21 protein-coding genes and 2 pseudogenes are annotated in these 24,987 nt (G+C 42.5%); 9 read left to right on the plus strand and 14 right to left on the minus strand.

Translation table 11 applies throughout. The features are described from left to right. Window positions 1-8: 8 nt before the first annotated feature. From msrQ to ilvY, 4 genes are all read right to left on the minus strand, one after another. Window positions 9-632 (minus strand): protein-methionine-sulfoxide reductase heme-binding subunit MsrQ, encoded by a 624-nt coding sequence (gene msrQ, locus KCG35_RS00005; protein WP_215817603.1) that lies wholly within the window; start codon window positions 630-632, stop codon window positions 9-11. Between the two features lie 32 nt (window positions 633-664). Next, window positions 665-1,714: a protein-methionine-sulfoxide reductase catalytic subunit MsrP gene (gene msrP / locus KCG35_RS00010; protein ID WP_215817604.1), complete on the minus strand. Its 1,050-nt coding sequence runs from the start codon at window positions 1,712-1,714 to the stop codon at window positions 665-667. A 66-nt stretch (window positions 1,715-1,780) separates the two neighbouring features. Continuing rightward, window positions 1,781-2,617, minus strand: coding sequence for a CDP-diacylglycerol--serine O-phosphatidyltransferase (gene pssA / locus KCG35_RS00015; protein WP_215817605.1), 837 nt, complete (start codon window positions 2,615-2,617; stop codon window positions 1,781-1,783). A 100-nt stretch (window positions 2,618-2,717) separates the two neighbouring features. After that, on the minus strand, window positions 2,718-3,608 hold the full coding sequence (gene ilvY / locus KCG35_RS00020; protein ID WP_215817606.1) for an HTH-type transcriptional activator IlvY: 891 nt from the start codon (window positions 3,606-3,608) through the stop codon (window positions 2,718-2,720). Window positions 3,609-3,946: 338 nt separating this feature from the next. Between ilvY and ilvC the strand changes: the two genes are divergently transcribed. Next, window positions 3,947-5,416, plus strand: a complete 1,470-nt coding sequence (gene ilvC / locus KCG35_RS00025; RefSeq protein ID WP_215817607.1) for a ketol-acid reductoisomerase — start codon at window positions 3,947-3,949, stop codon at window positions 5,414-5,416. Window positions 5,417-5,622: 206 nt separating this feature from the next. Here the strand turns inward: ilvC and ilvN are convergent, their stop codons facing one another. Together ilvN and KCG35_RS00035 are read right to left on the minus strand one after the other, a co-directional pair. Next, window positions 5,623-6,114 (minus strand): acetolactate synthase small subunit, encoded by a 492-nt coding sequence (ilvN, locus tag KCG35_RS00030; RefSeq protein WP_215817608.1) that lies wholly within the window; start codon window positions 6,112-6,114, stop codon window positions 5,623-5,625. Then, window positions 6,114-7,838, minus strand: coding sequence for an acetolactate synthase 3 large subunit (locus KCG35_RS00035; protein WP_215817609.1), 1,725 nt, complete (start codon window positions 7,836-7,838; stop codon window positions 6,114-6,116). Before KCG35_RS00035 ends, ilvN begins: the two co-directional genes overlap by 1 nt. 572 nt (window positions 7,839-8,410) lie before the next feature. Between KCG35_RS00035 and KCG35_RS00040 the strand changes: the two genes are divergently transcribed. After that, entirely contained in the window at window positions 8,411-8,869 is a 459-nt protein-coding gene (locus tag KCG35_RS00040; RefSeq protein ID WP_215817610.1) for a DUF4124 domain-containing protein, read from the plus strand. Between the two features lie 71 nt (window positions 8,870-8,940). Here KCG35_RS00040 and KCG35_RS00045 read toward each other — a convergent pair whose 3' ends face one another. From KCG35_RS00045 to mrcB, 4 genes are all read right to left on the minus strand, one after another. Beyond that, window positions 8,941-9,399: a DUF2195 family protein gene (locus KCG35_RS00045; protein WP_215817611.1), complete on the minus strand. Its 459-nt coding sequence runs from the start codon at window positions 9,397-9,399 to the stop codon at window positions 8,941-8,943. A 7-nt stretch (window positions 9,400-9,406) separates the two neighbouring features. Next, on the minus strand, window positions 9,407-9,724 hold the full coding sequence (locus KCG35_RS00050) for a YqcC family protein (protein ID WP_215817612.1): 318 nt from the start codon (window positions 9,722-9,724) through the stop codon (window positions 9,407-9,409). A 61-nt stretch (window positions 9,725-9,785) separates the two neighbouring features. Then, complete coding sequence (locus tag KCG35_RS00055; RefSeq protein ID WP_215817613.1) at window positions 9,786-10,496, minus strand: tetratricopeptide repeat protein; 711 nt, start codon at window positions 10,494-10,496, stop codon at window positions 9,786-9,788. An 11-nt stretch (window positions 10,497-10,507) separates the two neighbouring features. Then, the gene (gene mrcB, locus KCG35_RS00060) at window positions 10,508-12,883 is read right to left on the minus strand and encodes a penicillin-binding protein 1B (RefSeq protein ID WP_215817614.1); all 2,376 of its coding nucleotides are present in this window, start codon (window positions 12,881-12,883) and stop codon (window positions 10,508-10,510) included. Between the two features lie 468 nt (window positions 12,884-13,351). Between mrcB and KCG35_RS00065 the strand changes: the two genes are divergently transcribed. After that, window positions 13,352-13,627: a TfoX/Sxy family protein gene (locus tag KCG35_RS00065; protein ID WP_215817615.1), complete on the plus strand. Its 276-nt coding sequence runs from the start codon at window positions 13,352-13,354 to the stop codon at window positions 13,625-13,627. Between the two features lie 317 nt (window positions 13,628-13,944). Here the strand turns inward: KCG35_RS00065 and KCG35_RS00070 are convergent, their stop codons facing one another. The 3 genes from KCG35_RS00070 to KCG35_RS00080 all read right to left on the minus strand — a co-directional run bounded on the left by KCG35_RS00070 (window position 13,945) and on the right by KCG35_RS00080 (window position 17,063). Next, window positions 13,945-15,000 carry a succinylglutamate desuccinylase/aspartoacylase family protein gene (locus KCG35_RS00070; RefSeq protein ID WP_215817616.1) on the minus strand — a complete coding sequence of 352 codons (1,056 nt, stop codon included), beginning with the start codon at window positions 14,998-15,000 and terminating at the stop codon, window positions 13,945-13,947. Window positions 15,001-15,248: 248 nt separating this feature from the next. Further along, the gene (locus KCG35_RS00075) at window positions 15,249-16,019 is read right to left on the minus strand and encodes a heme ABC transporter ATP-binding protein (protein ID WP_215817617.1); all 771 of its coding nucleotides are present in this window, start codon (window positions 16,017-16,019) and stop codon (window positions 15,249-15,251) included. A 3-nt stretch (window positions 16,020-16,022) separates the two neighbouring features. Beyond that, window positions 16,023-17,063: a FecCD family ABC transporter permease gene (locus KCG35_RS00080; RefSeq protein ID WP_215817618.1), complete on the minus strand. Its 1,041-nt coding sequence runs from the start codon at window positions 17,061-17,063 to the stop codon at window positions 16,023-16,025. A gap of 146 nt (window positions 17,064-17,209) precedes the next feature. Between KCG35_RS00080 and KCG35_RS00085 the strand changes: the two genes are divergently transcribed. Continuing rightward, a complete protein-coding gene (locus tag KCG35_RS00085; protein ID WP_215817619.1) occupies window positions 17,210-17,554 on the plus strand; it encodes a Rieske (2Fe-2S) protein in 345 nt (114 codons plus the stop codon). A gap of 6 nt (window positions 17,555-17,560) precedes the next feature. Here the strand turns inward: KCG35_RS00085 and sfsA are convergent, their stop codons facing one another. Then, window positions 17,561-18,331 carry a DNA/RNA nuclease SfsA gene (sfsA, locus tag KCG35_RS00090; RefSeq protein ID WP_215817620.1) on the minus strand — a complete coding sequence of 257 codons (771 nt, stop codon included), beginning with the start codon at window positions 18,329-18,331 and terminating at the stop codon, window positions 17,561-17,563. A gap of 290 nt (window positions 18,332-18,621) precedes the next feature. Between sfsA and dksA the strand changes: the two genes are divergently transcribed. From dksA to KCG35_RS00110, 5 genes and pseudogenes are all read left to right on the plus strand, one after another. Continuing rightward, the gene (gene dksA / locus KCG35_RS00095) at window positions 18,622-19,065 is read left to right on the plus strand and encodes an RNA polymerase-binding protein DksA (RefSeq protein WP_215817621.1); all 444 of its coding nucleotides are present in this window, start codon (window positions 18,622-18,624) and stop codon (window positions 19,063-19,065) included. A 209-nt stretch (window positions 19,066-19,274) separates the two neighbouring features. Then, window positions 19,275-20,177, plus strand: coding sequence for a tRNA glutamyl-Q(34) synthetase GluQRS (gluQRS, locus tag KCG35_RS00100; RefSeq protein WP_215817622.1), 903 nt, complete (start codon window positions 19,275-19,277; stop codon window positions 20,175-20,177). Between the two features lie 283 nt (window positions 20,178-20,460). Next, window positions 20,461-23,505, plus strand: coding sequence for an ATP-binding protein (locus KCG35_RS00105; RefSeq protein WP_230408912.1), 3,045 nt, complete (start codon window positions 20,461-20,463; stop codon window positions 23,503-23,505). Between the two features lie 75 nt (window positions 23,506-23,580). Beyond that, window positions 23,581-23,847: pseudogene (locus KCG35_RS27035) on the plus strand (response regulator); the annotation flags it as partial. 171 nt (window positions 23,848-24,018) lie between these two features. Then, window positions 24,019-24,966, plus strand: a pseudogene (locus KCG35_RS00110) (sigma-54 interaction domain-containing protein); the annotation flags it as partial. Window positions 24,967-24,987: the final 21 nt, after the last annotated feature.

Consider the following 24,987-nt stretch of genomic DNA (forward strand, 5'->3'; position numbering starts at 1 on the left):
GAGACTTTTTATTTAGCTTTTGAGGGGGATGAAAAAAAGAGCCGGTATAACCAATTGTTACCCCAGTAGAACCAACGAATAAATAGTAATCCCGCCAAAATCACTGAATACATGACAGGCTCCCCAACATCAGTTCTGGAAAGCCAAAAAAAATGGACCATAACCAATACTGCTATAACATAGATAATGTTGTGTAGTTTTTTCCAAGATTTACCTAATCGTCGAACCATTGCTTTTGGGGAAGTCACACCCAAAGTAATTAACCCAAGCAGCGCTATAAAGCCAACAACAATATAAGGACGCTTAACCAGATCTTGTAGTAAATCATTCCATTGCCACGCCAGCATAAAAGCTAAATAAGCCAATACATGCAAAACCGCATAAAAAAGACTAAATAACCCCAGCATACGGCGATAACGAATAACAAAGGACTTTTTGAGTATTAGCTTGATGGGCGACAGTGCCAGAGTAACCCACAGAAAGTTTAATGCCCATGTTGCTAAAAAAAGCACAACCTCTTTAGCTGGATCGGGTCCTAACTGTTGTCCAATGATCAGCCAGATTAAATACCCCGCGGGGAAAAGTGCCAAACTAAATACGGCTATTTTATCAAGCTTAATGGTTAAACCCACATGACTCTCCCAGATTTTAAAACCCACTCAATTTAAAAGTATTTCCTTAAATCCATTCCTTTATAGAGAGACGCCACCTCATCGGCATATCCATTAAAAGGCATAGTATCGATATAATTTGGTGCAAAAAGGGACGACGGTAAGCGTCGTTCTCGCTTTTGGCTCCAACGTGGGTGATCTACAGCTGGATTAACATTGGCATAAAAACCATATTCATTGGGAGCCAGACTCTGCCATGTTGTCTTCGGCTGCATATCGGTGAAGGTAATTTTGACGATAGACTTAATACTTTTAAAGCCATACTTCCAAGGCAACATTAAACGAAGTGGAGCACCATTTTGCGGTGGCAGCGTTTTACCATAAAGCCCAACCACCATCATAGCCAGAGGATGCATAGCCTCATCAATACGCAGCCCCTCAACATATGGCCAGTCAATTAAACTAAATTGGCTTCTTTGACCAAGCATCTGCTCTGGATCATACAATGTTTCAAACAGTACATATTTTGCTTTTGAGGTAGGCTGAAATCTACGCAATAAATCAGCCAACGAAAAACCAAGCCAAGGCACTACCATTGACCAGGCTTCTACACAACGAAATCGATAAATACGCTCTTCAATGGCATGAACTTTTAAAATATCTTCTAATAAATACCTGCCCGTTTTTTCGGCCTCACCTTCCACTGTCACAGACCAGGGATCAGTAATAAAGTCCTTTGCGAGTCGAGCAGGATCTTTTTTACCAGTACCAAACTCATAAAAGTTGTTGTAGGAAGTAACATCCTGATAAGGCGTTAATGGATCGCTAGCTCGAAAGTGAGAGGGTTTGGCTTTTGATACGTGCTGTTGTAACCAATCTGGAGCAGGATATTGCTTTCCTGCCAAGTGAATTTTGTCCAATAGAGCTACCGGCGTTGCTTCAACTGCTTGTGAAGGCTCATCAGCTTCGCCACATCCAGCCAACACGGCAGAAGCACCTAAAATGAACTGACCACTACGCTGCATGAACTGTCGGCGGTTTACATAAGCTCGCTCAGAGGTTATTTCATAACTACGTACAGGGGATGGCTTCTTGATAATCATAAGCTTTAACCTAAAAAAAGGAGCAATGCTGCTCCTTTTTAAGAACGGGTTAAGGCTAATTATATTTCATGAAGTCGTTTTCGACCTTTTCCATAGCCGCCAAAGTGCTAGTGCAGGACCTGAAGTTGCGTAAAGCATAAATACTGAAAGCAGTGTTCTCGGTGGATCAATTGATACAACAGCAAATATCAGCACTAAAGCAAAAATCATCACAAAAGGCACACGCCCTTTGATGTCCAGATCTTTAAAGCTGTGATAGCGCACATTGCTAACCATCAAGATACCCACACCTGCGGTTATCAGTGCTGCCAATATACTGATTCCTGGTTCTGCTGGATAAAAGCCAAAATCAGTACATACCCAGGTCATTCCTGTTACTACAGCCGCAGCCGAAGGACATGGCAGACCTGTAAAGTAACGCTTGTCAGCCGAACTTATTTGCGTATTAAATCTTGCCAACCTAAGTGCAGTACACGCTACATAAATAAATGCGACCATCCATCCGGCCTTTCCAAGACTATGCAAGGTCCAGCTATAACACAAAATTGCTGGCGCAAAGCCAAAGGCAATCATGTCAGATAAACTATCGTATTCAGCGCCAAATGCACTTTGTGTGTTCGTCAGCCGTGCAACACGTCCGTCCAAACCATCAAGAATCATCGCCACAAAAATAGCTATTGCTGCATGCTCAAACTTAAATTGCGTGGCAGCAACAGCACTATAGAAACCACAAAACAAGGCTGCCGTTGTAAATAAATTGGGTAATAAGTAGACCCCACGACGTCTAACCTTACGACCGTTTTCCGCTACCTCTTCTACATGCTCATCAATGGGTAAAATGGTTTCTCCAATCTGTTCTTCATGCTCATCATTACTAGTAACAGAGTGCTTTTCCTCGTTCATAGGTCAATATCTTCTGCCAGAAAATGAATCAGGGATTATAGCAAACCCCACTCAAATGTATCGGTACTCATCACAACAAGTGCCGTTTTAACCGATTAGCTTATTCTGTAGATAAACATGCCACATCCCAAAATGCTTTAACCAAGGGGTCCTGCAGCCGTTTAGTCTGCACGCAGACACCAATAGCAAACGGCTCCAAAGGCGGATCAACAGTCAAAGTACGAATCTTAGCTGAAGCTGGGCTATTCACCACAACCAATTCAGGCACCACCCCCACTCCTAACCCTAAGTTCACCATACTTACAATGGCTTCATGCCCACCCACTTGCGCATAAATATTGGGTTTTATTCCTTTTATGCGAAACCAGTATTGTAGCCTTTTTCGAGACAGCCCTTGCTCAGCAAAAATCATTGGTACTTTTCGCCAGTCTATCTCGGACTGTTGTATTGTTAAATCTCTAACCAGCCCTGGTTGCTGGGGGGCAATAAACTGTAAGGGTGTATGAGCAATGGTTTTAAAGTATAAATTGCTAGAAAGATGATCTGGTTTAGCAGCAATAGCTAAGTCTTCTTCACCGTCCTGTACTTTTTGTAGCGCTAACGCCGCATCCCCCGTTCTTAACTTAATCTCAATACTTGGATAGCGTTGACGAAAGCGCATCAACAACTCTGAAAGGAAACTATAACTGGCCGTTACCGAGCAAAATAAATTAACCTCACCCTGTAGAAGCATGGTTTGCTCATGGACTCGACTTTGCATTTCCTGCCATAGCTGAAGGACTCGTTGTGCATAAGTTTGAAACTCCCTACCTGCAACGGTAAGCACAACCGATCGATTATCACGCTCAAATAACACTTCCCCAACTTCATCTTCCAATCGCCTAATGGCACGACTTAATGTCGAGGGACTGACATGGCAAGCTTGACTCGTTCGCGCAAAGTGAAGCGTATCAGCTAAGTGTAAAAATAACCTCAAGGCATGATGATCCATAACACAGGTATCTCACAATATTGCAAAATATGACATGTAGTATTTCAAATATATCATTTTACGCAATATTTGTTTTACGCTAGGCTACATACAGCTTTTAGCCCAAGGCTGTAGCCATATCAATCCTAAAATAACTTAGTCGTTCAGTTTTGACGCAACAAAACCGAATTAATAACTAAGGAGTGTCTACCACAGGTTACTGCACAGCAAAACTATAATTAGTGCAATTTAACTGTGGTGCTTTATGTCCTTGTCGAGGCAAGGCCAGTCACTTGCCTCGACAAGACTGCTTTTTACAAAAATTATCGCCACTACTTTTTATTGCCAGGAGCCCACTCATGAATTACTTCAATAGCCTGCCTCTGCGCATTCAATTAGAAGAGTTAGGTAAATGCCGTTTTATGGATCGCAGCGAGTTTGCGGATGAAACCCAAAAACTCCAAGGTAAAAAAATTGTTATTGTTGGCTGTGGCTCCCAAGGCCTTAACCAAGGACTGAACTTACGTGATAGCGGCTTAGATGTTTCTTTTGCGCTTAGAGAATCAGCGATCACAGAAAAACGCCAATCCTGGAAGAATGCTACAGATAATAGCTTTACTGTAGGCTCTTATGAGACATTGATTCCTCAAGCAGACCTTGTATGTAACTTAACGCCAGACAAACAGCACTCTAGTGTTGTTGAGCAAGTGATGCCCCTAATGAAGAAAGGTGCAACCCTTTCATACTCTCACGGTTTTAATATCGTTGAAGAAGGCATGCAAATTCGTCAAGACCTAACAGTTATCATGGTTGCACCTAAGTGTCCTGGCACAGAGGTTCGCGAAGAATACAAGCGTGGTTTTGGTGTTCCAACACTGATCGCTGTCCACCGGGAAAATGATCCACAAGGTGAAGGTCTTGAGTTAGCCAAAGCCTATGCAGCTGGCTTAGGAAGTCACCGTGCTGGCGTCCTGGAGTCTTCTTTTATTGCAGAGGTGAAATCAGATCTACTGGGTGAGCAAACTATTCTTTGCGGCATGCTGCAAACAGGTTCAATACTATGCTATGAAAAAATGATCGTCGAAGGTGTTGAGCCAAGTTATGCATCCAAGCTTATTCAGTACGGTTGGGAAGTCACAACTGAAGCGCTGAAAATTGGTGGTATCACCAACATGATGGATCGCTTAAGCAACCCAGATAAAATTCGTACTTTCGAGCTTTCTGAAGAACTTAAAAGCATCATGCGTCCACTGTTCCAGAAACATATTGACGACATCATTAGTGGACATTTCTCTTCTACCATGATGGCCGACTGGGCAAATGATGACGCAGACCTGCTTCGCTGGAGAGCTGAAACGGCTGAAACGGCATTTGAAAAGTCCACCTCAACAGATGCAGACATCCCTGAACAAGAGTACTTTGACCATGGCTTGCTGATGGTAGCAATGGTTAAAGCAGGTGTTGAACTGGCTTTTGAAGTTATGACTCAGTCAGGCATTATTGCCGAGTCTGCTTATTATGAGTCACTGCATGAAACACCACTTATTGCTAATACAATTGCACGTCGCAAGCTGTACGAAATGAATGTAGTCATTTCTGATACGGCTGAATATGGTTGCTACTTGTTTGCGAACGCTTGCGTACCTTTACTGCAAGACTTTATGAAAAAGGTTGATGCAACGATCATCGGCAAAGGTACAGCTCAAGCAAGTTTCTCTGTAGATAATGCAAAACTTGTTGAAGTAAATGATGCCATTCGCAACCATCCCGTTGAAGTAACTGGCCGTGAGTTACGCAGCTACATGAAGGATATGAAGAAGATTATCTGATAAACATTTCACTGATGTAATCAGCTTACCAATAGGCGTTAATTTAGCGCCTATAAAAAAATCCCTAAAAGTCTGACTGACCCTGAGCGCATTTATGCGCTCTTTTTTATCATTCTGAACTTTTAAAAATTAATACCCATAAAAAAGGCAGTGATTAACACTGCCTTTTTTATTTCTGTATTTTGCCTGGTAATAACACAAAAGCACTACAAACTGAGCACTTTTTCTCCTCTTGCTATACCAGAAACACCCGTACGCACTACTTCAAGAACAGTGGACGAGCCAATAGCCTGAATAAAGGCATCCAACTTAGCGCTATCACCCGCGAGTTGTACAACATAAGTATTCGCTGTGACATCAACAATTTGCCCACGGAAAATATCTGTCGTACGTTTCACCTCTGCTCGTTGTCCACCTGTAGCTTTCACTTTAACGAACATCAGTTCACGCTCAATGTGGGCACCTTCAGTCAGATCAACTACCTTCACAACATCAATTAATTTATTGAGTTGTTTGGTGATTTGCTCAATTTTATGATCAGCGCCAATTGTCGTGAGTGTTAGCCGAGATAATGTTGCGTCTTCAGTTGGAGCAACATTAAGGCTTTCAATATTGTAGTTACGCTGAGCAAATAACCCTACGACCCGAGATAATGCACCTGGTTCGTTTTCCATTAATACTGAAATAATATGCCGCATTAGGTTCGCTCCGTCTTACTTAACCACATATCTCTCATAGAGCCATCTTTAATTTGCATAGGGTATACATGCTCGTTAGGGTCAACCCGAATATCTAAAAAGACCAAGCGATCTTTTATCGACAGCGCTTTTTCCATAGCAGGCTTAAGCTCTTCAGGTTTTTCGACCCGGATGCCTACATGACCATAAGCTTCTGCCAACTTCACAAAGTCAGGTAGTGAATCCATATAAGAGTGAGAGTAACGGCTGTTGTACTGCATATCCTGCCATTGACGCACCATACCCAGCGCCTGATTATTCAAGTTAATAATCTTGATGGGCAAGTCATACTGCATACAGGTAGACAGCTCCTGAATATTCATTTGAATACTCCCCTCTCCTGTTACACAGACCACCATCTCATCAGGGAAGCTTAACTTCACCCCCATTGCGGAAGGTAAACCGAACCCCATCGTGCCAAGCCCACCAGAATTAATCCAATGATTGGGCTTATCAAATTTATAGTACTGTGCGGTAAACATCTGATGCTGACCAACGTCAGATGTTACATAAGCTTTGCCTTTAGTCACCTCACACAAAGTTTCAATAACCATTTGTGACTTAATGACTGAACCATCACCTTTATCATAAGGAAATGTGCCACGAGACGAACGCCATTCTTCGATTTGCTTCCACCAGGCATTAATTGCCTCTTCATTTAGAGCGCTTTTACCCTCTTTCAACAGTGAGAGCATCTCGCTTAAGACAGGTTGTACAGGTCCCACAATGGGTATATCTGCACGAACATTTTTAGAGATACTTGCCGGATCAATATCGATATGAATTATTTTTGCTGTTGGGCAAAATTTAGAAATACCATTAGTCACCCTGTCATCAAAGCGAACACCGACAGCTAAAATCAGGTCACTATGGTGCATAGCCAGGTTTGCTGAATAGCTGCCATGCATTCCTAACATGCCTAAAAATTGGTTGTCTGTGCCCGGAAAACCACCCAGCCCCATTAACGTATTGGTCACAGGTAAACGAAGCTGTTTAGCTAATTGAGTAAGTTCATTCGCTGCTTTGCCAAGGATTACGCCACCACCGCTATAAATAATTGGCCGCTTAGCTTCAAGCAGCATATTTAGTGCTTTGCGAATTTGTCCTGAGTGACCTTTAAGTGGTGGTGTATAAGAACGAAGTTTGACTTTTTTAGGATAAATATACTCGTACTTATCACTGGGATTGGTAATATCTTTTGGGATATCCACCACAACAGGCCCTGGCCGCCCAGATTGAGCAATATGAAATGCTTTTTTAATTGTGGCTGGAATGTCTTGGGCCTGTTTCACTAGAAAACTATGTTTAACGATTGGACGAGAAATACCCACCATGTCCGTTTCCTGAAACATATCTGTACCAATAAAATCTGAAGGTACCTGCCCAGAAATTATAACCATAGGTACAGAATCCATATAAGCCGTGGCAATACCGGTAATGGTATTTGTCGCTCCAGGCCCGGATGTCACTAATACCACTCCAGCCTTTCCTGAAGCACGCGCATAGCCATCAGCCATATGCGTCGCAGCCTGCTCATGGCGAACTAAAATATGAGTGACTTTATTTTGCTGGAATAAAGCATCATACACATGGAGTAAGGCTCCTCCAGGATAGCCATAAATATACTCCACTCCCTCATCCGCTAATGCGCGGATAACCATTTCTGCACCAGATAATAGCTCCACGAAATACCCCTTTCCAAACGTGATATTTTCCAACAAATACTACACTTGCATTCTATACTGCCAGATATAGTTGAGCGAGGCTGGGCTTGGTTAGGATAAACGGGTATCGCTTGCTCAGGAACTCACGCAACCTCGCTATAACTCATGAATGCTAATTATCCAATGGATTACCAGACACTATCATTTAAATGAAGTGACATATAATTAGCAGAGCTATTCAGTTAAAACAAATACACGGGTACGTACCTGTTTTCCCGACCCGAGGTAACGTGGTCTAGGGAATCAGCCAGATATCGGGTTACGACTCTGGGCCTGACAGAAAATTGATAACATAGCCATCAACACATACATGTTATTGTCCAGCAATAATATGTCAATAGAGGAAAAGAGCTATGTGTGTTTCATTATGATAGTAACCAAGCCCATAAAACATCTTGGCTTTTAGGTGAGTGGCAATGGTTTAACACAAATTCAGTTAGATCTTGCTTCACTATTTAGCAATAATTTTCTATACACTATACTTTAATCTGTCTGTACAGCTGCGTACTTCAGTGATAACAATAGGCCCCCGTATGAGACCATTTTTGTTAGCCAGCATTGCTTGCCTTGTTTTTTGCTTGCAAATTCAGCCATCCCATGCAGATACCTTTTATAAGTGGGTAGATGACCAGGGTGTAACCCACTATGGTACACGCCCTCCAGAAGGATCCAGTGCGGAATCAGTTAATACCCATGCTCAAAAACCTTCCAACCAAGAAAAGGCTACCAAACAGCTAGAAGAAACAAAGGCAGAACAAGCCTATCAAACAAAGGAAGAGGAAGAAGAAGAGCGCTTCCAAAAAGATTTAGCTGCGGCTAAACAGGAGCGTAAAAAACAGTGTGAAGAAGCAAGACAAAATAAAGTCCAGCTAACATTAAAAAGCCGAGTCAAAATGAAAATGGAAGATGGCTCAGTAAAAATGTTGAGTGAAGAAGAGCGTCAGAAGCAAATTAAACAGGCTGATAATGCGATTAAGGAGTTTTGCTTGTAACAACCTTTGACACTCATCTTGCAAGACACTCTTTAAAAGCTAAAGCAGAAGACTACCAAAACCACTAGAACTCAGTACCCTGGAGGACATTTCAGGGTTACAACAAGTTTACCTCGATAATAAATAGCCGGGTCAGTTTTAAGCGCAACACTAAAGTGCTTCGATTTCCCAGGTAATGGTGCAACTAACCGGGATACTTCCCAATTCATAGTTTTTTGTAGCCCCTTATTTTGGCTACTCACAACTTCTTGTAACCGATAATCCAATAAAAAAGAATCACATCCACACTGCTTGAGTGGCTCCATTGAATACAACACCCCTTCGAGAAAACTACCTTCTCTACGGTGTACAACCTGCCTTGGCGCCATGACTACACAATGATCAACATAATTTCGAATCGTTAGCTTTGAAAGCCATTGCTGATTTTTCCCCACTGTAGAAATAGGCTTGCTTGATGTTGGGAATAAACAACCAGTCAATGTAGAACAGATAAAACCCAGCAATAGCAAGCTCCTTTGCTTAATGATCATAGCGCTATCACTGAATAATGAGTTGATCGACTTTTTTGATTAAGACTAGCAGCTGAGTTGAATCGACCATCATCGACTTAAAATACTCTTCCGCTAAGACATGGATATCACTGGACTTGGGTAAAGCTGCATTGCGATCTAAAAGCGATTCTATTTTTGGTATGAAAACCCACTGTAGCCACTGGGTAAATTCCAAAGTATCAATACAAAAAGGCTGGTCACTAGCAAGTGCTTCTGCAGAAGGAGGCTCCACTTCCCAGAGTTGGAGTGCCTCCATTTCATCTTGAATAGCTTGGAGCAGGTGTCGTAAGTTTGTGGTTTTCATAATTTGCTCTGGCACTACCTTATGTATAACGATGTGACAGAGCAAATTATGTGTGCTTGCTTTACCCCTGAGTAGCAATAGTCTGCGATTCTCGAATTAAATCTCGAAAACGCGCTTTCATACCTGCATCCCGGGTCAAAGTTAAGCCTCTACGGGCTAATTGCTCTGCCTGACGGTAATTGTGCTGCATGAGTCTAACAGAAGCTAGCTCATAGTAAACATTTGGATCTTGAGGAGATACCCGAAGTGCTCGCTCAAGTGTTGCGGCTGCGCCACCTAAATTGCCTTCAGCACGTTGACGCTTCGCCGTATTAATTAACTTGCGAACTGCAGAATTACTTGATGTTGTTGACTCAGGACGAGACACATAAGCATAGCGGTCACGTTCTACCTGAGAAACACTGGCACGACGATCATACTGATCATAAGGCTGCTGTGAGTTGGCATTTTGCTCAACAGTATAACCACCATTGGTATCCCCTCGAGACTGTGGATACTCTTGAGAAGGTGGTGCCTGATTATAACGATCATCAGGATAACCCTGTTGAGGATACTGTTGCTGTGGTTGCTGTTGTGGGTAACGTCCATGCTGATCTGTTGGATAACGTGACTCAACTGGAGCCTGCTGATAACCACCTTGTCCTGGCACCATACCTGTTCCAGGATCACGATCAGCAGGCACCAGGTAAGGGTTTGATCGACAGCCAGCTAAAGCTACCAATATGCCCAACACAATCATTAGCTTTGAATGCTGTCCATGAATTGACTGCATTTGTCTTCCCCTTATCTAAAAATAGACTTAAACCAATCAATAACTTTATTTGAACGACGGCGCTGAGGATAACCGTTGCGTCTATCATAGCCATCATTAGCACGATAGCAGCCCGCCTCCTGAAGTGGCTCAAACCCTGACACAAAAGGCAGGTACCGAGCACCAGGGCAACGTTCTTCACTTCTTAACCCTGTTGCCTCATCAACCCATAAGTAGTTTACACCCTCAGGAGTAATAGGCTGCAAAGAACGTACATTTGCCTTCTTCATAAAATCAGCCCACACTTTTAGCGCTCCAGAACTACCTGTTAATGGTGTTGACTTATTATCATCTTTCCCTATCCAAACAACACTTAATAAATTCTCACCATACCCAGCAAACCAGCTATCACGCCTGTCATTAGTTGTACCCGTTTTACCTGCTAGCCTTAAGTTTCTTGGCAATACACTATAAGCTCCTCGCCCAGTGCCCTCACGCATTACTTCTTGCATAGCATATTGAACAAGGTGGACAAAACGCTCATCGACTTTCTGTTCCAACGCTAATTCATAACGTTGCAGTGTAATGCCATTCGCGGTTAATACTGCACGAATTGTTCGCATTGGGGTTTGGAAACCACCTGCTGCAACCGTTTGATAAACTTGAGCAACTTGTATGGGGGTTAAATTAATGGCGCCTAATAACATTGCCGGAAAAGGCTTAAGCTCTTCACCTACCCCAAGCTGTTGCAAGGTATGAATGACTTCTGTTAAGCCAACTTCCATACCAACTCGCACTGTACTTAAGTTATAACTTTTCGCTAAAGCTCGGTGTAAAGGCACCCAGCCATGACTTTTACGGTCATAGTTTTTAGGCTCCCACACATCGCCTGTATCAGACCTAATTGTTATAGTGTCATCATCAATTAAAGTGGCTAAGTTGAACTGCTCAGGAAAACTTAACGCTGTCAAATAGACTGCAGGTTTGACTAAAGAGCCTATGGAACGTTCAGCATCCAGTGCACGATTAAAACCTGCATAACCAGGTTTAACTGCACCAACAATTGCAAGCACATCTCCACTATTAGGAGCAGTAACTACCATAGCCCCTTGTAAGTCTTTATGTTTAGGATAAGCTTTTTTTAGTCTACCAATAGTTTGACTAACACTTGTTTGTGCTTTCATTTGGATAACAGGATCCAAATTAGTAAAAATGCTCAGTCCTTCTGAGGTTAAGTCTTCATCGTTGTATTCTTCACGAAGTTGTCTTTTCACAAGATCAAGGTAAGCATACGCATTAGCTAAGTAAGACTTATTGGACTTTACAATATCCAAGGGCTTTTCAATGGCTTTTTTGGCTTGCTCTTGTGTGATATGACCTAGTTTAGCCATAACCTTTAAAACAAGATTACGACGCTTGAGTACTTTTTCAGGATGACGTCTTGGGTCGTATTCTGAAGGACCTTTTACAATACCGACTAATAGCGCTACTTGATGTAATTCCAGCTCACTAATTGGCTTACCAAAATAAAATTGGCTGGCCAACCCAAAACCATGAATTGCACGTTTACCCTCTTGTCCTAGATAGACTTCATTAAGGTAGGTTTCTAAGATATCGTCCTTGCTGTAATGCATTTCCAGCAAAAAAGCCATAGCGGCTTCTGATAGCTTACGCTTTAACGATCGCTCACTACTTAGATAGAAGTTTTTAACCAACTGCTGCGTTAAAGTACTTCCACCTTGTACCGTTGATCCTGAGCGGAAGTTAATCCATGCAGCACGAGCAATAGCTTTAAATGAAACACCATAATGTTGATAAAATTTACGATCTTCTACAGCAAGCAGTGTAGGAATTAACATATCCGGAAGCTCTTCCAGCCGGGTAATAATCCGGTCTTCATTACTATCTGGATAAATTCCACCAATGAGTAAAGGCTCCAGTCTTAGCAAAGCAACTGGCTTTCCTTCAGTATTTTTAAGCGCCTTTACACTATGCTGGTTAAAGTTCACTGTAACCAGCTGAGCAGGCTCCGCACCATCTTCAAACTGAAAACCACGCGTATACAGCGTATATGTTGTGCCCTTTCTCATCACTTCACCAGGGCTATCAACAGTGTCTTTGCGTTGATAACCTAGCTGCTTAAGCTGAAGGGCAAATGTATCTGGCGACAGTTGTAATCCTTCATAAAGCTCTAAAGGGCGAGCATATACTTTGGCTGGAATATCCCACTTTTTGCCTTCAAACTTTGCTGTGACAACAGCATCAAGACGATAAAGGTATACCCCACCAACAACGCCTATCACTAACATAACCAGCAAACAAAGCTTGATCAGTGTACGGAAAAGACGGAATTTTTTTATGGGCTTTTGAGGTTGGGAATTTTTACTGTTAGGGTCTGATTTGCTCATGGGCTGGATTATACGGACTCAGTCACTTACTCCATAATGTTCTTAGCTGATTCGAGAACTTCTACCCGTTATTGGTTCCTTAAGCAGTGGCTCAAAATGCCACCAAACAGACATTAAAAATGCCTTACAACACCAATAACCGTTGAAATTATTAAGTTTAATTCACATACGGCTAGTCATAAAATCACCAATGCATCAAACAATCAACAAAACATCCTGACTAGTGATTTAGTCTATGAAGTAATAAAAATGTTTTAAACTCATGTGGTTATATAGAAACACCCTATCATCAGGGCATATTCTTGAAGGTTATTTTACCAAAATGAAATAAGAATTTAGTGTAATTAACAAACAGTTTTGAATTATTGGCTATTATTAGAACAAGAGTGCTCCCTGATCGCCTTATTCATAACAATAACTATACGCTTCTTCATTTGCTGGTTATTCATTCGGGCAAGGATAATGACAATGGCTACCGACTTAATCGAATTGAAAAACCTGGGTAAAACATCTGTACAGTGGCTTAATGCTGTAGGTATTAGAGATAAAGAAACCCTAGAACAGATAGGCTCAGTTGAAGCTTATCGAAAAATCAAAACTCGAGGCTTCAAAGTCTCTAAAGTATTGCTTTACGCACTGGAAGGTGCACTGCTTGATGCACACTGGAATCAACTAGCCCCTGACCTTAAAGCCAAACTAATTAAAGAGGCAGAAAGTAATGGGCAACACCAGCCAGAAAACTGAGCTAACGACATCTTTTCATTTTTAATAGGCCAAAAAGTCCTTATTTTTCACGACCTCAAAAAAAGTGTACTACATAAGAATTAATTGCTTGACTCTGATAATGAGAATTATTATCATTTAAACCGTTGTCACATGGCAACGGTAATCTGTAAACGGCTTTACTTGGCGGTAAACAGCTAAACAGATTATCTCCTCATCAGGCTAATCACGGTTTAAGCTGCCTCTAACCCAGGCAGCTTTTTTTTGCCTTAAAAATACTGCAAGTTTACCGTAATAAATATGGCCGAACCTTTAACGCTTCGCGCTTTCAAACTGTGTTAATAAGACTCTTCTTCCATATCATCAGCAAAAATTAGTTCATCATCAAATAACTCAGACTGGAAGACTTCCACATGACGTGCAATTTCTGAAACTTTCTCATAAAGCGCCACATGGAATAATGCTTCTCCTTCGTTAACGAGCGGTATATTGGTCCTTGCAATCACAATACCTGAAGCAGGAGCTAGTACAGTAAGCTCTGCGTCTCCAAAGGGAGCACTAATGGTTGCAAGTGGTTGATGTTTTTTAACACTGGCACCAAGTTCAACAAGGGGGCGAAATACACCATCTGTTTCTGCTCGCACCCACTGAGACTGGTTAGCTATGACGGGACTTCTATTCGATTTTTTCTTCGACTTATGAGACCGTAACATACCCAACATACGCATTACATTAATAATGCCTCGAATACCCGCATAAATAGACAGCTCATTAAAACGTAAAGCTTCACCCGCTTCATAAGTAATGACAGGTATATTAATACTCTCAGCAAAAGACCTTAATGATCCATCAGGTAGCGTGGCATCTAATACCACAGGTGTACCAAATGCGCGAGCCATTTCATTAGAGCCACTACTGTTCATGGCTCCCCATACTTGAGGTAAATTAGACCGGTGGACAGCACCTGTGTGTAAATCAACAACATGAGTACATTTACGCACAACACTTTCACAAAAAAGATTAGCGATTCGAGCACCCAGAGATCCTTTTTTAATGCCAGGAAAGCATCGATTTAAATCACGTCGGTCTGGTAAATAACGTGAGCGCTGAATAAAACCAAATACATTAACAATTGGTACTGCCACAAGTGTTCCCTTTAATTGAGACATCACTTTTAGCTTTAGTAAACGACGAATAATTTCGACGCCGTTCAGCTCATCTCCGTGAATAGCTGCACATACTAAAAGCACAGGACCATCTTGCCGACCATGAACAATTTGTACTGGTATATTAAGAGGGGTATGGGTATACAGCTGGGCCACAGCCAAGTCTACAGTTGCACGCTTGCCTGCCTCCACTTTTACACCATTTATTTCAAACGGAGCACGTTGCATCCCATCCATCCTATTACTTTCTTTTTTAAAGCACGTTAGTTACTGCGAGTTATCACCCAACTTTTATCTAGGTAAAACAAAACAACTGTCGACCATCCTCAACCATCAAAAACGGGCCTGATAGCATAACGAGTTATTATAGGGTTGCGATACAGTGAAAGAATTGAGTCATCATTAAGTGGTTCACAACTCTGGTAAATGATAATCAACTTTTCACATTAGTTGAGCAGTCTTTATACAAGTGGTGTTTAGTTGATCACGACAAATGAAAAATCTCTGTCTGGATGAGACATGATTGTCACATCAAGCGAGAAAACATTTGCGATTTGTTCAGGTATGAGGACATCCGCAGGCTTTCCCCAGGCAACAGCTTTACCTTCATTTAGCAATAAAACCTTATCGGCAAAACGCATGGCCATATTCATATCATGCAGTACCATTACCACTACATGACCCGCATGAGCAAACTGTCTTGCTTCATTCATAAGCTGCAACTGATGTTTAGGGTCCAGTGCAGCGAGTGGTTCATCTAGTAATAAGCATCTTGTATCAGTTTTTTCTGCCTGCAACTGTACCCAAACTCTTGCCAGCTGAACCCGCTGCTGCTCCCCACCAGAAAGTGAAAGGTAGTTACGATTTTGTAGATGGATAATATCAAAACACTGCAAGGCTAATTTAACCCATTGAAAGCTTTCTGTAGAAGATGTATTCCATGGCAAGCGACCTAAAGCGACCACTTCTTCAACGGTAAATGCAAACTGCAACTGATGCTGCTGCCCTAAAAGCGCAATATGCTGAGATTTAAACTGACGAGATAACTGTGTGTAAGGTTGTTGTTGCCAGTAAAGGTCTCCTGCGCTATCAGGTACTCCTCCTGCAAGACAATGTAATAGCGTTGACTTACCCGCTCCATTAGGCCCAAGTAATACAACAAGTTCACCAGGATTAAAGGTCACACTGACAGGGTGTAGTAAGGTTTTATTAAACCTGTGAACTGAAACATTTGTTGCTTGCAACATTTATTAACTAACCATGCGTTGCCGTTGTTGAATTAAAAGCCAAATAAAAACGGGGGCACCTATCAGCGCTGTTACAATTCCAATTGGTAACTCTAAAGGGGCAAGTAACCAACGCGATAAAGTATCCGCGATCAACAACAACCAAGCACCACCCAGTGTCACAGCTGGCAGTAACGTCTGATGGTTAGGGCCAGCACACTGACGCACAATATGCGGTACCACTAATCCAACAAATGCCACAATGCCCACTGCGGCTACAGCAACACCAACGCCTAACGAAGCAACACAAATCACCGTCCGCTTTAACTTCTCAACAGGAACGCCTAAATAACCTGCTTCCTGCTCTCCTAGCAATAAAGCATTCAACCCCTGGCCTAGCCATGGAATAAGCAAGACCTGTAAAACCAAAACGGCTAAGCATGTTGAAACTGCCCACCACTGTGCACCACTCAACTGCCCCAGTTGCCAGTACATAAAGGAACGAAGCGTTAAGTCATCAGCCAAATAGTTTATAGCGGCTAGAGCAGCCATAGCCATGGAAGAAATAGCAACCCCCGCCAACAGCATAGTGGGTACTGAAATACCCCAAATTGTTACTCCCAGTCGATATACCACCCAAGTAGCCAACGTGCCACCTAAAAAAGCAAAACAAGGCACAAGGAGGCTACCCAGCGTTATCGCCACTGAAGGAAAAAGCTGATTGAGAATTAACATCGCCAAAGCTGCACCCACAGCGGAGCCACTAGAAATACCCAAAACCCCTGGATCAGCCAATGGATTCCGTAGTAATCCCTGCAATAGGGCACCACTATTGGCCAAAATAGCTCCAACCACAAGTGCAAGCAGAACTCTTGGTAAGCGAATCTCAAAGATAATGGTATTAATATGGGCAGGTAGCTGCCCCCGGCTCTTCTCTGAACCAGGCATCAAAATACTGCTCCATGGCGTTTCAACCACTCCAATGCTAAGCGACCAAAAAACGGTTACTAACATCACAAGCAAAAATGAAATCCACCACCATCTTTTGTTATGACACAATCTCATAAAACATTTTTCTTTTAATTTGGCACATAAGCCTTTCGAATAATTACGCATTTTCTATGCATACATAAAATCCGAGCAATTACATTGCTAACCTAAATCAGCAGCGTCACAATAGTGAAAGATGCTCTCAAACAAACCGTTTTTTTATGAACGAAGAAACCATTACGCTGTGCACAATAGATGAGATTCCCACAAATTCCAGCAAGGGCTTTACCGTTGGCAAGCACACTATCTTTGTTGTGAACCATGCAGGGCAGTTTCATGCCTACCTAAACCGGTGCCCTCACTTGGGCATTCGCCTGGAGTGGCAACCTGATCAGTTTTTGGATACTGATGCACGGCTCATTCAATGCGCTACTCATGGTGCTCTATTTTTAATAGAAACAGGTCTCTGTATTGCGGGTCCTTGTGCAGGGCAACGCCTAACCAAGTTAGCTTGTCACTTAGCCAACCAGCAACTTTGTGTAACACTGCCCTGTTCACCTACTTAAGTTTTATTAAGCCTTATCGAATAAGGCTTTCAATTCCGGATCATAACTTAAATAAACAGGAAGCTGTCGATCTAAAACAAGTGAAGATAGGGTTATGTTAACGCCATAAGCATATACCTCAACGCCAGCTGCAACAGCCTCACGAAGCGCTTTGCCATAAGCACTGTCTATATGGTCAGCAGGAGCCACTTGCTCAATCAAGGTATTTTGCACACAAAAAACCAATACAGCTCTATGCCCTTCTGCACACATAGCTGACAGCTCACGAAGGTGCTTTGTTCCTCTTGCAGACACTGCGTCAGGAAAGAGCCCCCACCCATGGCCTACCGCCAAGGTAACACTCTTAACTTCTACATAGCATGAAGGCTTACCAACTGACTCAAGCAGTAAATCAATGCGGCTTTTTTCAGAACCATATTTAACTTCTTTGCGAATTGTTTCATAACCACTAAGAGGCTCAATAACACCCGCCTGAATCCCTTCATAGACAACAGTATTCGCCCGTCCAGTATTAATACAGGCGAGTCCTTTACTTTGGCCACTTTCACCTGGCTCAGCTTGAACTTCAACAAGCTCCCAAGTACCCGGATATTTGCGCTTTGGATTATCAGACCAGGAAAACCAAACCTGACTTTCAGGCTTGGCACAGTTCAACATAGAACCCGTATTTGGGCAGTGAAGTGTTAACTTTTTTCCACATGGTTGACTAATATCTGCTAAAAAACGTTTATAGCGTTTAATTAGTACACCGTTTTTTAATGGCTGCTCAAACTTCAAAATTAATTACCCACAAACTGAATTACAACCTAATTGAACAGTCTATAGCGTTTGTTATGAACAAAAAATATTGCAGCTATAGCAAAATGCGATTAACTATACATGATGTTTTTTGTTTGACGACAAAAAAATATTGAAATACCAGTAGCGTCTTTTAATGGTATCTGGTAATTTCACCGCTTCGTGAAATTTAAGCTGGTCATTTTTTCAGCATTTTCACGATTTTACTGCGCTATTAAAGTATTTAAGCGCGCCTTAAGGAAAATGTTCACTTTTGTGAGGCTGTAAAAATGTCAGCACAAAACAAAACTGAATCCAGTTATTTAATGAAAACATTCACACCTTACGAATTAAAAGAAGGTGAGGAATACATGAATGAGCAGCAGCGTGCTCACTTTTCAGACATCCTTCGTAACTGGAAACAGGAGCTCATGGAAGAAGTGGACCGTACGGTTACTCACATGAAAGACGAAGCGGCTAACTTTCCTGACCCTGCCGACCGTGCAAGCCAGGAAGAAGAGTTTAGCTTAGAGCTTCGCGCACGGGACCGTGAGCGCAAACTGATAAAAAAAATCGAGCAGACACTTACACGTATAGATGAAGACGACTACGGCTTTTGTGATACCTGTGGTGTTGAGATTGGTATTCGCCGTTTAGAAGCTCGTCCAACTGCAACATTGTGTATTGACTGCAAAACCCTGGCAGAAATAAAAGAAAGACAAGTCGGCGGCTAATAGCAGCTGTCACTTAACTTTTACAGGGCGTTATATTCATAGAGGCTATCAGCATCCTACGCTGAGGATTTGCTACAGATGCTGATTGAGACTAATTTACAATAACTTCACCCGTTATTAATAGAAGGGCTATGATAAGCCAAAAGAGCTAGCGCTCTTATCCAGGCAACCACTTCAATAAAACCTCATTTTTTATTATGGTAACGACCATGAGTAAGGTACGTTATCGAGGGCGCTTTGCCCCATCTCCAACAGGACCTCTGCACTTTGGCTCTCTGGTCAGTGCCCTTGCCAGCTATTTGGATGCTAAAGCCAACCAAGGTGAATGGTTGGTGCGTATCGAAGATATAGACCCACCCCGAGAACAAGCTGGTGCAACTGAATGTATTCTCAAAGCGCTGGAATGTTACGGTTTGCACTGGGACCATTCCATTATTTATCAGTCATCACGCCAAACCATTTATCAGGAGCACATTGATCAACTTTGTACACAGCAGCAAGCCTACCCCTGTACCTGCTCTCGCAAAGAACTAAGTGCTTATAATGGCCAATATCCAGGTACCTGTCGAAGTCAGCGTAAAACACCAACTACCCCATTTGCTATCAGACTCAAAACCCACCCCACCGCCATTGAGTTTGTTGATGGTATCCAAGGTAAGCAATCTTTTAACTTAGAAGAAGCTGGTGGTGACTTCATTATTAAACGTAAAGATGGCCTATTTGCTTATCAGTTAGCTGTTGTTGTTGATGATTTTCTACAAGAAATAACCCACATTATTCGCGGATCAGACTTATTGGACTCAACGCCACGACAATACTACCTTCAATCTGTCTTAGCGTTTTCACATCCAAATTATGCCCACATTCCAGCGATCATCGCCAATGATGGAAAAAAGCTGTCTAAACAAAACCTAGCCGATCCACTTCCACTGAAGCAACCCCAACCCTTGTTATTACGAGCACTACATGCGCTTAACCAACATCCTCTCCCAGAGCTTAGTGATGCAACAGTGTCTGAAATTTTACAATGGGCCACAACCCACTGGAATGCGAGTGCAATTCCACAAACTTTGACCATTCCAGAAGCCTGCTTGCCCACAATAGTCGTATAAAAATACTATTCTCAGTTCAATAAAATTTCTTCTGAGTCATTAGAATCAGTTGCAGCTTTGCAAGACAAACACTTCTTGCAGTACTATCGAAAGACTAATTATCTATATACGACACTTATGTATATATATCGCCTTGTTCTCTTATTGGTAGTAGGGATTTACTTGTTTTCCCCAGCCATCATGGAGTGGTGGATTGAAATGCCTACGCTTTGGTATAGACCCTATCTGTTGTGGATAGGCCTCATTATTGTCGGTTATATTCTACACCGGCAACGAGGTGCTGATGACATTTGAGCTAAGTCATCTGGTTATTATCAGTATCAGCTATCTGCTGCTGTTATTTTTAACGGCATTTGCAACTGAACGAGGTTATCTCCCAGCCAAAATTGCCAACCACCCTGTTACCTATGTTTTGTCATTAGGCGTTTATGCCAGTGCATGGGCTTTTTATGGCACGATTGGTTTAGCTCATCAATATGGTTTTTTATTTTTAGCTTATTACTTGGGTATATGCGGTGCTTTTCTATTAGCACCTGTCCTGTTAATCCCCATCCTCAGAATTACACAAACTTATCAGCTTACGTCTTTAGCTGACCTTTTTACTTTTCGTTTTCGTAGCAGCTGGGCAGGCACACTAACCACACTTTTTATGTTACTTACCGTGCTACCGCTTTTAGCGCTACAAATACAAGCCGTTACTGATACAGCACAAATCCTCACCCGACATGCTATGCCGGAAAAACTCGCACTGGGCTTTTGCCTAATTATTATCACTTTTGCGATTTTATTTGGGGCTCGACATATTGCCTGTGGCAAAAAACATGCTGGTTTAGTCGTAGCGATTGCCTTTGAAACACTCATTAAGCTCATCGCCATTTTGATTATTGGTGGTTATGCTTTATTTGTCGTGTTTTCAGGGCCTACTGACATGCAAGGCTGGCTAAATGACCATACAAGTGCACTTGCAGCGTTGCAAACACCATTAGATGAAGGGCCATGGCGCACTCTACTACTGGTCTTTTTTGCTTCAGCTATTGTGATGCCACATATGTTTCATATGTGTTTTACTGAGAATCAAAGTCGGAATGCGTTATCAGTCGCTAGCTGGGGTCTACCACTTCTTTTGTTACTCTTAAGTATCTCGATTCCTCCCATACTGTGGGCAGGACTCAAACTCAACAACCCAACACACCCTGAATACTTTACTATAGGTATCGGCTTAGCAAGTCAGGCTCCATGGCTGTCATTACTTGGCTATATTGGCGGATTATCTGCAGCAAGTGCGCTTATCATTGTGACCACACTAGCATTATCCGCAATGGTTCTTAACCATATTGTACTGCCAACAGTACAGCCTCAGGGCAACCAAAATCTTTATCAGTGGCTGCTCAATGTCAGGCGTATTCTCATAGTCCTCATTATTCTTGCAGGGTATGGTTTTTACCGCCTTTTAGGAGCAGAGCAAGACTTATCAAACTTAGGAATTGTTGCTTTTGTTGGTGCACTTCAGTTTTTACCTGGCGTACTCAGCGTACTGTATTGGCCTCAAGGTAATCATAAAGGCTTTATCTGTGGTTTAATCATTGGTTTTATTGTCTGGGTCATTACTTTACTGGCACCACTCCTAACTGACCTTCCACAACCCAGCCTAATAAATTCCTTATTGAATTACTGGGGACTGGGCTCAAATACTGAGCCTTGGCATATTGCGGCAATTGGCTCACTTCTAATTAATACCTTGGTATTCATAGTAGTATCGCTGATTACCCACATGCCTGATGCTGAACTCAGTGCCGCAAATGCCTGTGCTGTTGATAATATACATCGACCAGCCCGTAAAGAACTTGTTGTATGTACACCTCAGGATTTTCAAGCTGCTCTCAGCAAACCTCTGGGTTCTCACATGGCTCAACAGGAGGTTGACCGAGCGCTTGGTGACCTTAGCTATTCCTATGATGAAAGAAGGCCTTATGCATTACGTCGGTTACGGGATCGGTTAGAAGCAAATCTATCAGGATTAATGGGACCCGCTGTTGCAAAAGATATTGTTGATACTTTCCTGCCTTTTAAGCACAACAGCGAAGGCTATGTATCAGAGGACATTCAGTTTATTGAGAGCCGCTTAGAGCGTTATCGTTCCCAACTAACAGGCTTAGCTGCTGAACTTGATGGCTTACGCCGTTATCACCGACAAACTTTGGAATCATTGCCTTTAGCGATTTGTACGTTAGGTAAGGATAATGAAGTGTTGATGTGGAATGAGGCCATGAGCCAACTCACAGGTATTAAAACCCACCAGATTATTGGCTCCTATCTCGAAGATGTCAGTGAACCTTGGCAATCACTACTACATCGTACTATTCAAGATACCAACAACCATTTACACAAACAGCAGCTTGTCATCAATAACGAACCTCGCTGGATAAACGCACATAAAGCAGCAATTCCTTCAATAACAAGCTTTTCCAGCCAAAACTCAATGACCGCAAACTCTCATCAGGAAGCGCCTGACCAAAATACCTCTCTCCAACAAGTCAATATTGGAGGTTTTGTCATCCTATTAGAAGACCAAACAGAGGCTCAGCTCATGGCTGAAAAGCTACTGCACAGTCAACGACTAGCATCTATTGGTCAGCTAGCTGCGGGCGTAGCTCATGAAATAGGTAACCCCGTCACAGCGATTGCTTGTTTAGCTCAAGAGCTTGAAGCTGAATCAACAGACCCAGTAACAACAGAAATGGCAGGCCAGATTGTCACCCAAACCAAACGCATCAGTAATATTGTGCAATCTCTGGTCAACTTTGCACATTCAGGTTCAACCCCCAAGCTCATTCCTAATGTTGAACAAGTTAACTTATCCACAACCATTGATGAGGCAATAAAACTTATCTCATTAAAACAACAGGACAAAGTTGTTCATTTTACGAATGCGTGTGATCGATCCATTGTGATTAAAGGCATTGCCCAGCGACTACTACAAGTATTCATTAACTTACTTAACAATGCTCGGGATGCATCTCCTGATCAGGGAAAAATCACCATCACTAGTAGTATTTACCAACAAGGCTTATCTACACAGCTAAAGAAATACGCCATCATCAGTGTAATTGATCAAGGGGGTGGTATTTCTGAGGCCAATCAACGCCATGTTTTTGAGCCTTTCTTCACGACCAAAGACCCAGGAGAAGGCACAGGATTGGGACTTGCTATGGTATTCAACATTGTCCGAGAACATTCTGGTAGAATAACCATAAAGAGTCCATTACAGCAGACTTCCCCCTTAGGTACTCAGGTCAGTGTCTGGCTGCCTATTGACATGGAGCGTTAGAACCTGACTACTTAACTTTTGGAAAATATGTATCCCTAGCGACTTAACCTTTATTAGAGACAACAGGCTGTGGCTATGAAGCAAATTTTGATTGTCGAAGATGAAAAGGTTATCCGTGCAGCACTAAAGCGGTTATTAGAGCGGCACAAATATGCGGTTGAAGAAGCTGAGTCGGTACAACATGCACTCGAAACATTCAACCTGGATAGCTTCGACCTTGTGATTACTGACCAGCGGCTACCAGGTGGCCAAGGAACAAATCTGATTGCCCACGCAGGTGATACCCCTGTGTTGGTAATGACCAGTTATGCCAGTTTGCGATCAGCAGTGGAAGCCATGAAAAAGGGTGCCATTGATTATATTGCCAAGCCTTTTGATCACGATGAAATGATTACGACAGTTACAGGTATCATCGAGTCAAACCCCAAAGCACCTACTCAACATGGCACTCATAGCGTGGGTGAAACGGTATCAACGGGGAAAGACAATCAACAAACCAGTCAAAGCCATATTATTGGCAAGTGCCCTGCCATGCAGGAGCTTTCACGGCGCATACAAAAAGTCTCCCCAACAGATTCCACAGTACTTATTTTAGGAGAGTCTGGCACAGGAAAAGAACTAGTGGCCAAAGCCATTCATGACCAAAGTAAACGGCAGCATGCACCAATGATATCTGTAAACTGTGCAGCTATCCCTGAAACACTGATTGAGTCTGAATTATTTGGTCATGAAAAAGGGGCTTTTACAGGAGCCACTGCAGCACGCCATGGCTTAGTAGAAGCGGCTGATGGCGGCACCTTATTTCTGGATGAAATTGGTGAACTCCCCCTAGAAGCTCAAGCACGCCTACTTCGGGTTCTACAGGAAGGTGAAATTAGACGAGTCGGTTCTGTTAATTCACAACGGGTCAGTGTCCGGCTGATCGCAGCAACACACAGAAATTTAAAAAGTCTTGCGCAAAAAGGTGAGTTTCGAGAAGACCTATACTACCGGCTAAATGTTATTGAAATTCGCTTGCCTCCCTTACGTGAGCGCGGCAGTGATGTCACAGATATTGCCGAACGTTTTCTTGAAAGACAGTGCGCTAAACTTGGTCGTAAGAGACATTACTTCGCTCCTGAGACCTATCAAGCGATTAATGAGTACGACTGGCCAGGCAATGTAAGGGAGCTTGAAAACGCTATAGAACGAGCAGTGATTTTATGTGATAGCGACATAATCAGCCCTGACCTTCTAAGTATTGATATTATCAAACCAGCTACTGACTTCTCACCAGATATAACCAGAGTAGAACAGCATGAAGAACTCTCATTGGAAGACTACTTTCAGCACTTTGTTTTAGAGCATCAGGATCAAATGACTGAAACAGAACTTGCTCAAAAACTTGGTATCAGCCGAAAATGTTTGTGGGAGCGGCGCCAACGTCTGGGAATTCCACGCAAAAAAAACAGCCTGAACTAATACACATCGATTGGTCTCCTG

It is taken from the genome of Zooshikella harenae (genome assembly GCF_018837975.1).
In the GTDB taxonomy this organism is placed as follows: Bacteria; Pseudomonadota; Gammaproteobacteria; order Pseudomonadales; family Zooshikellaceae; genus Zooshikella; species Zooshikella harenae.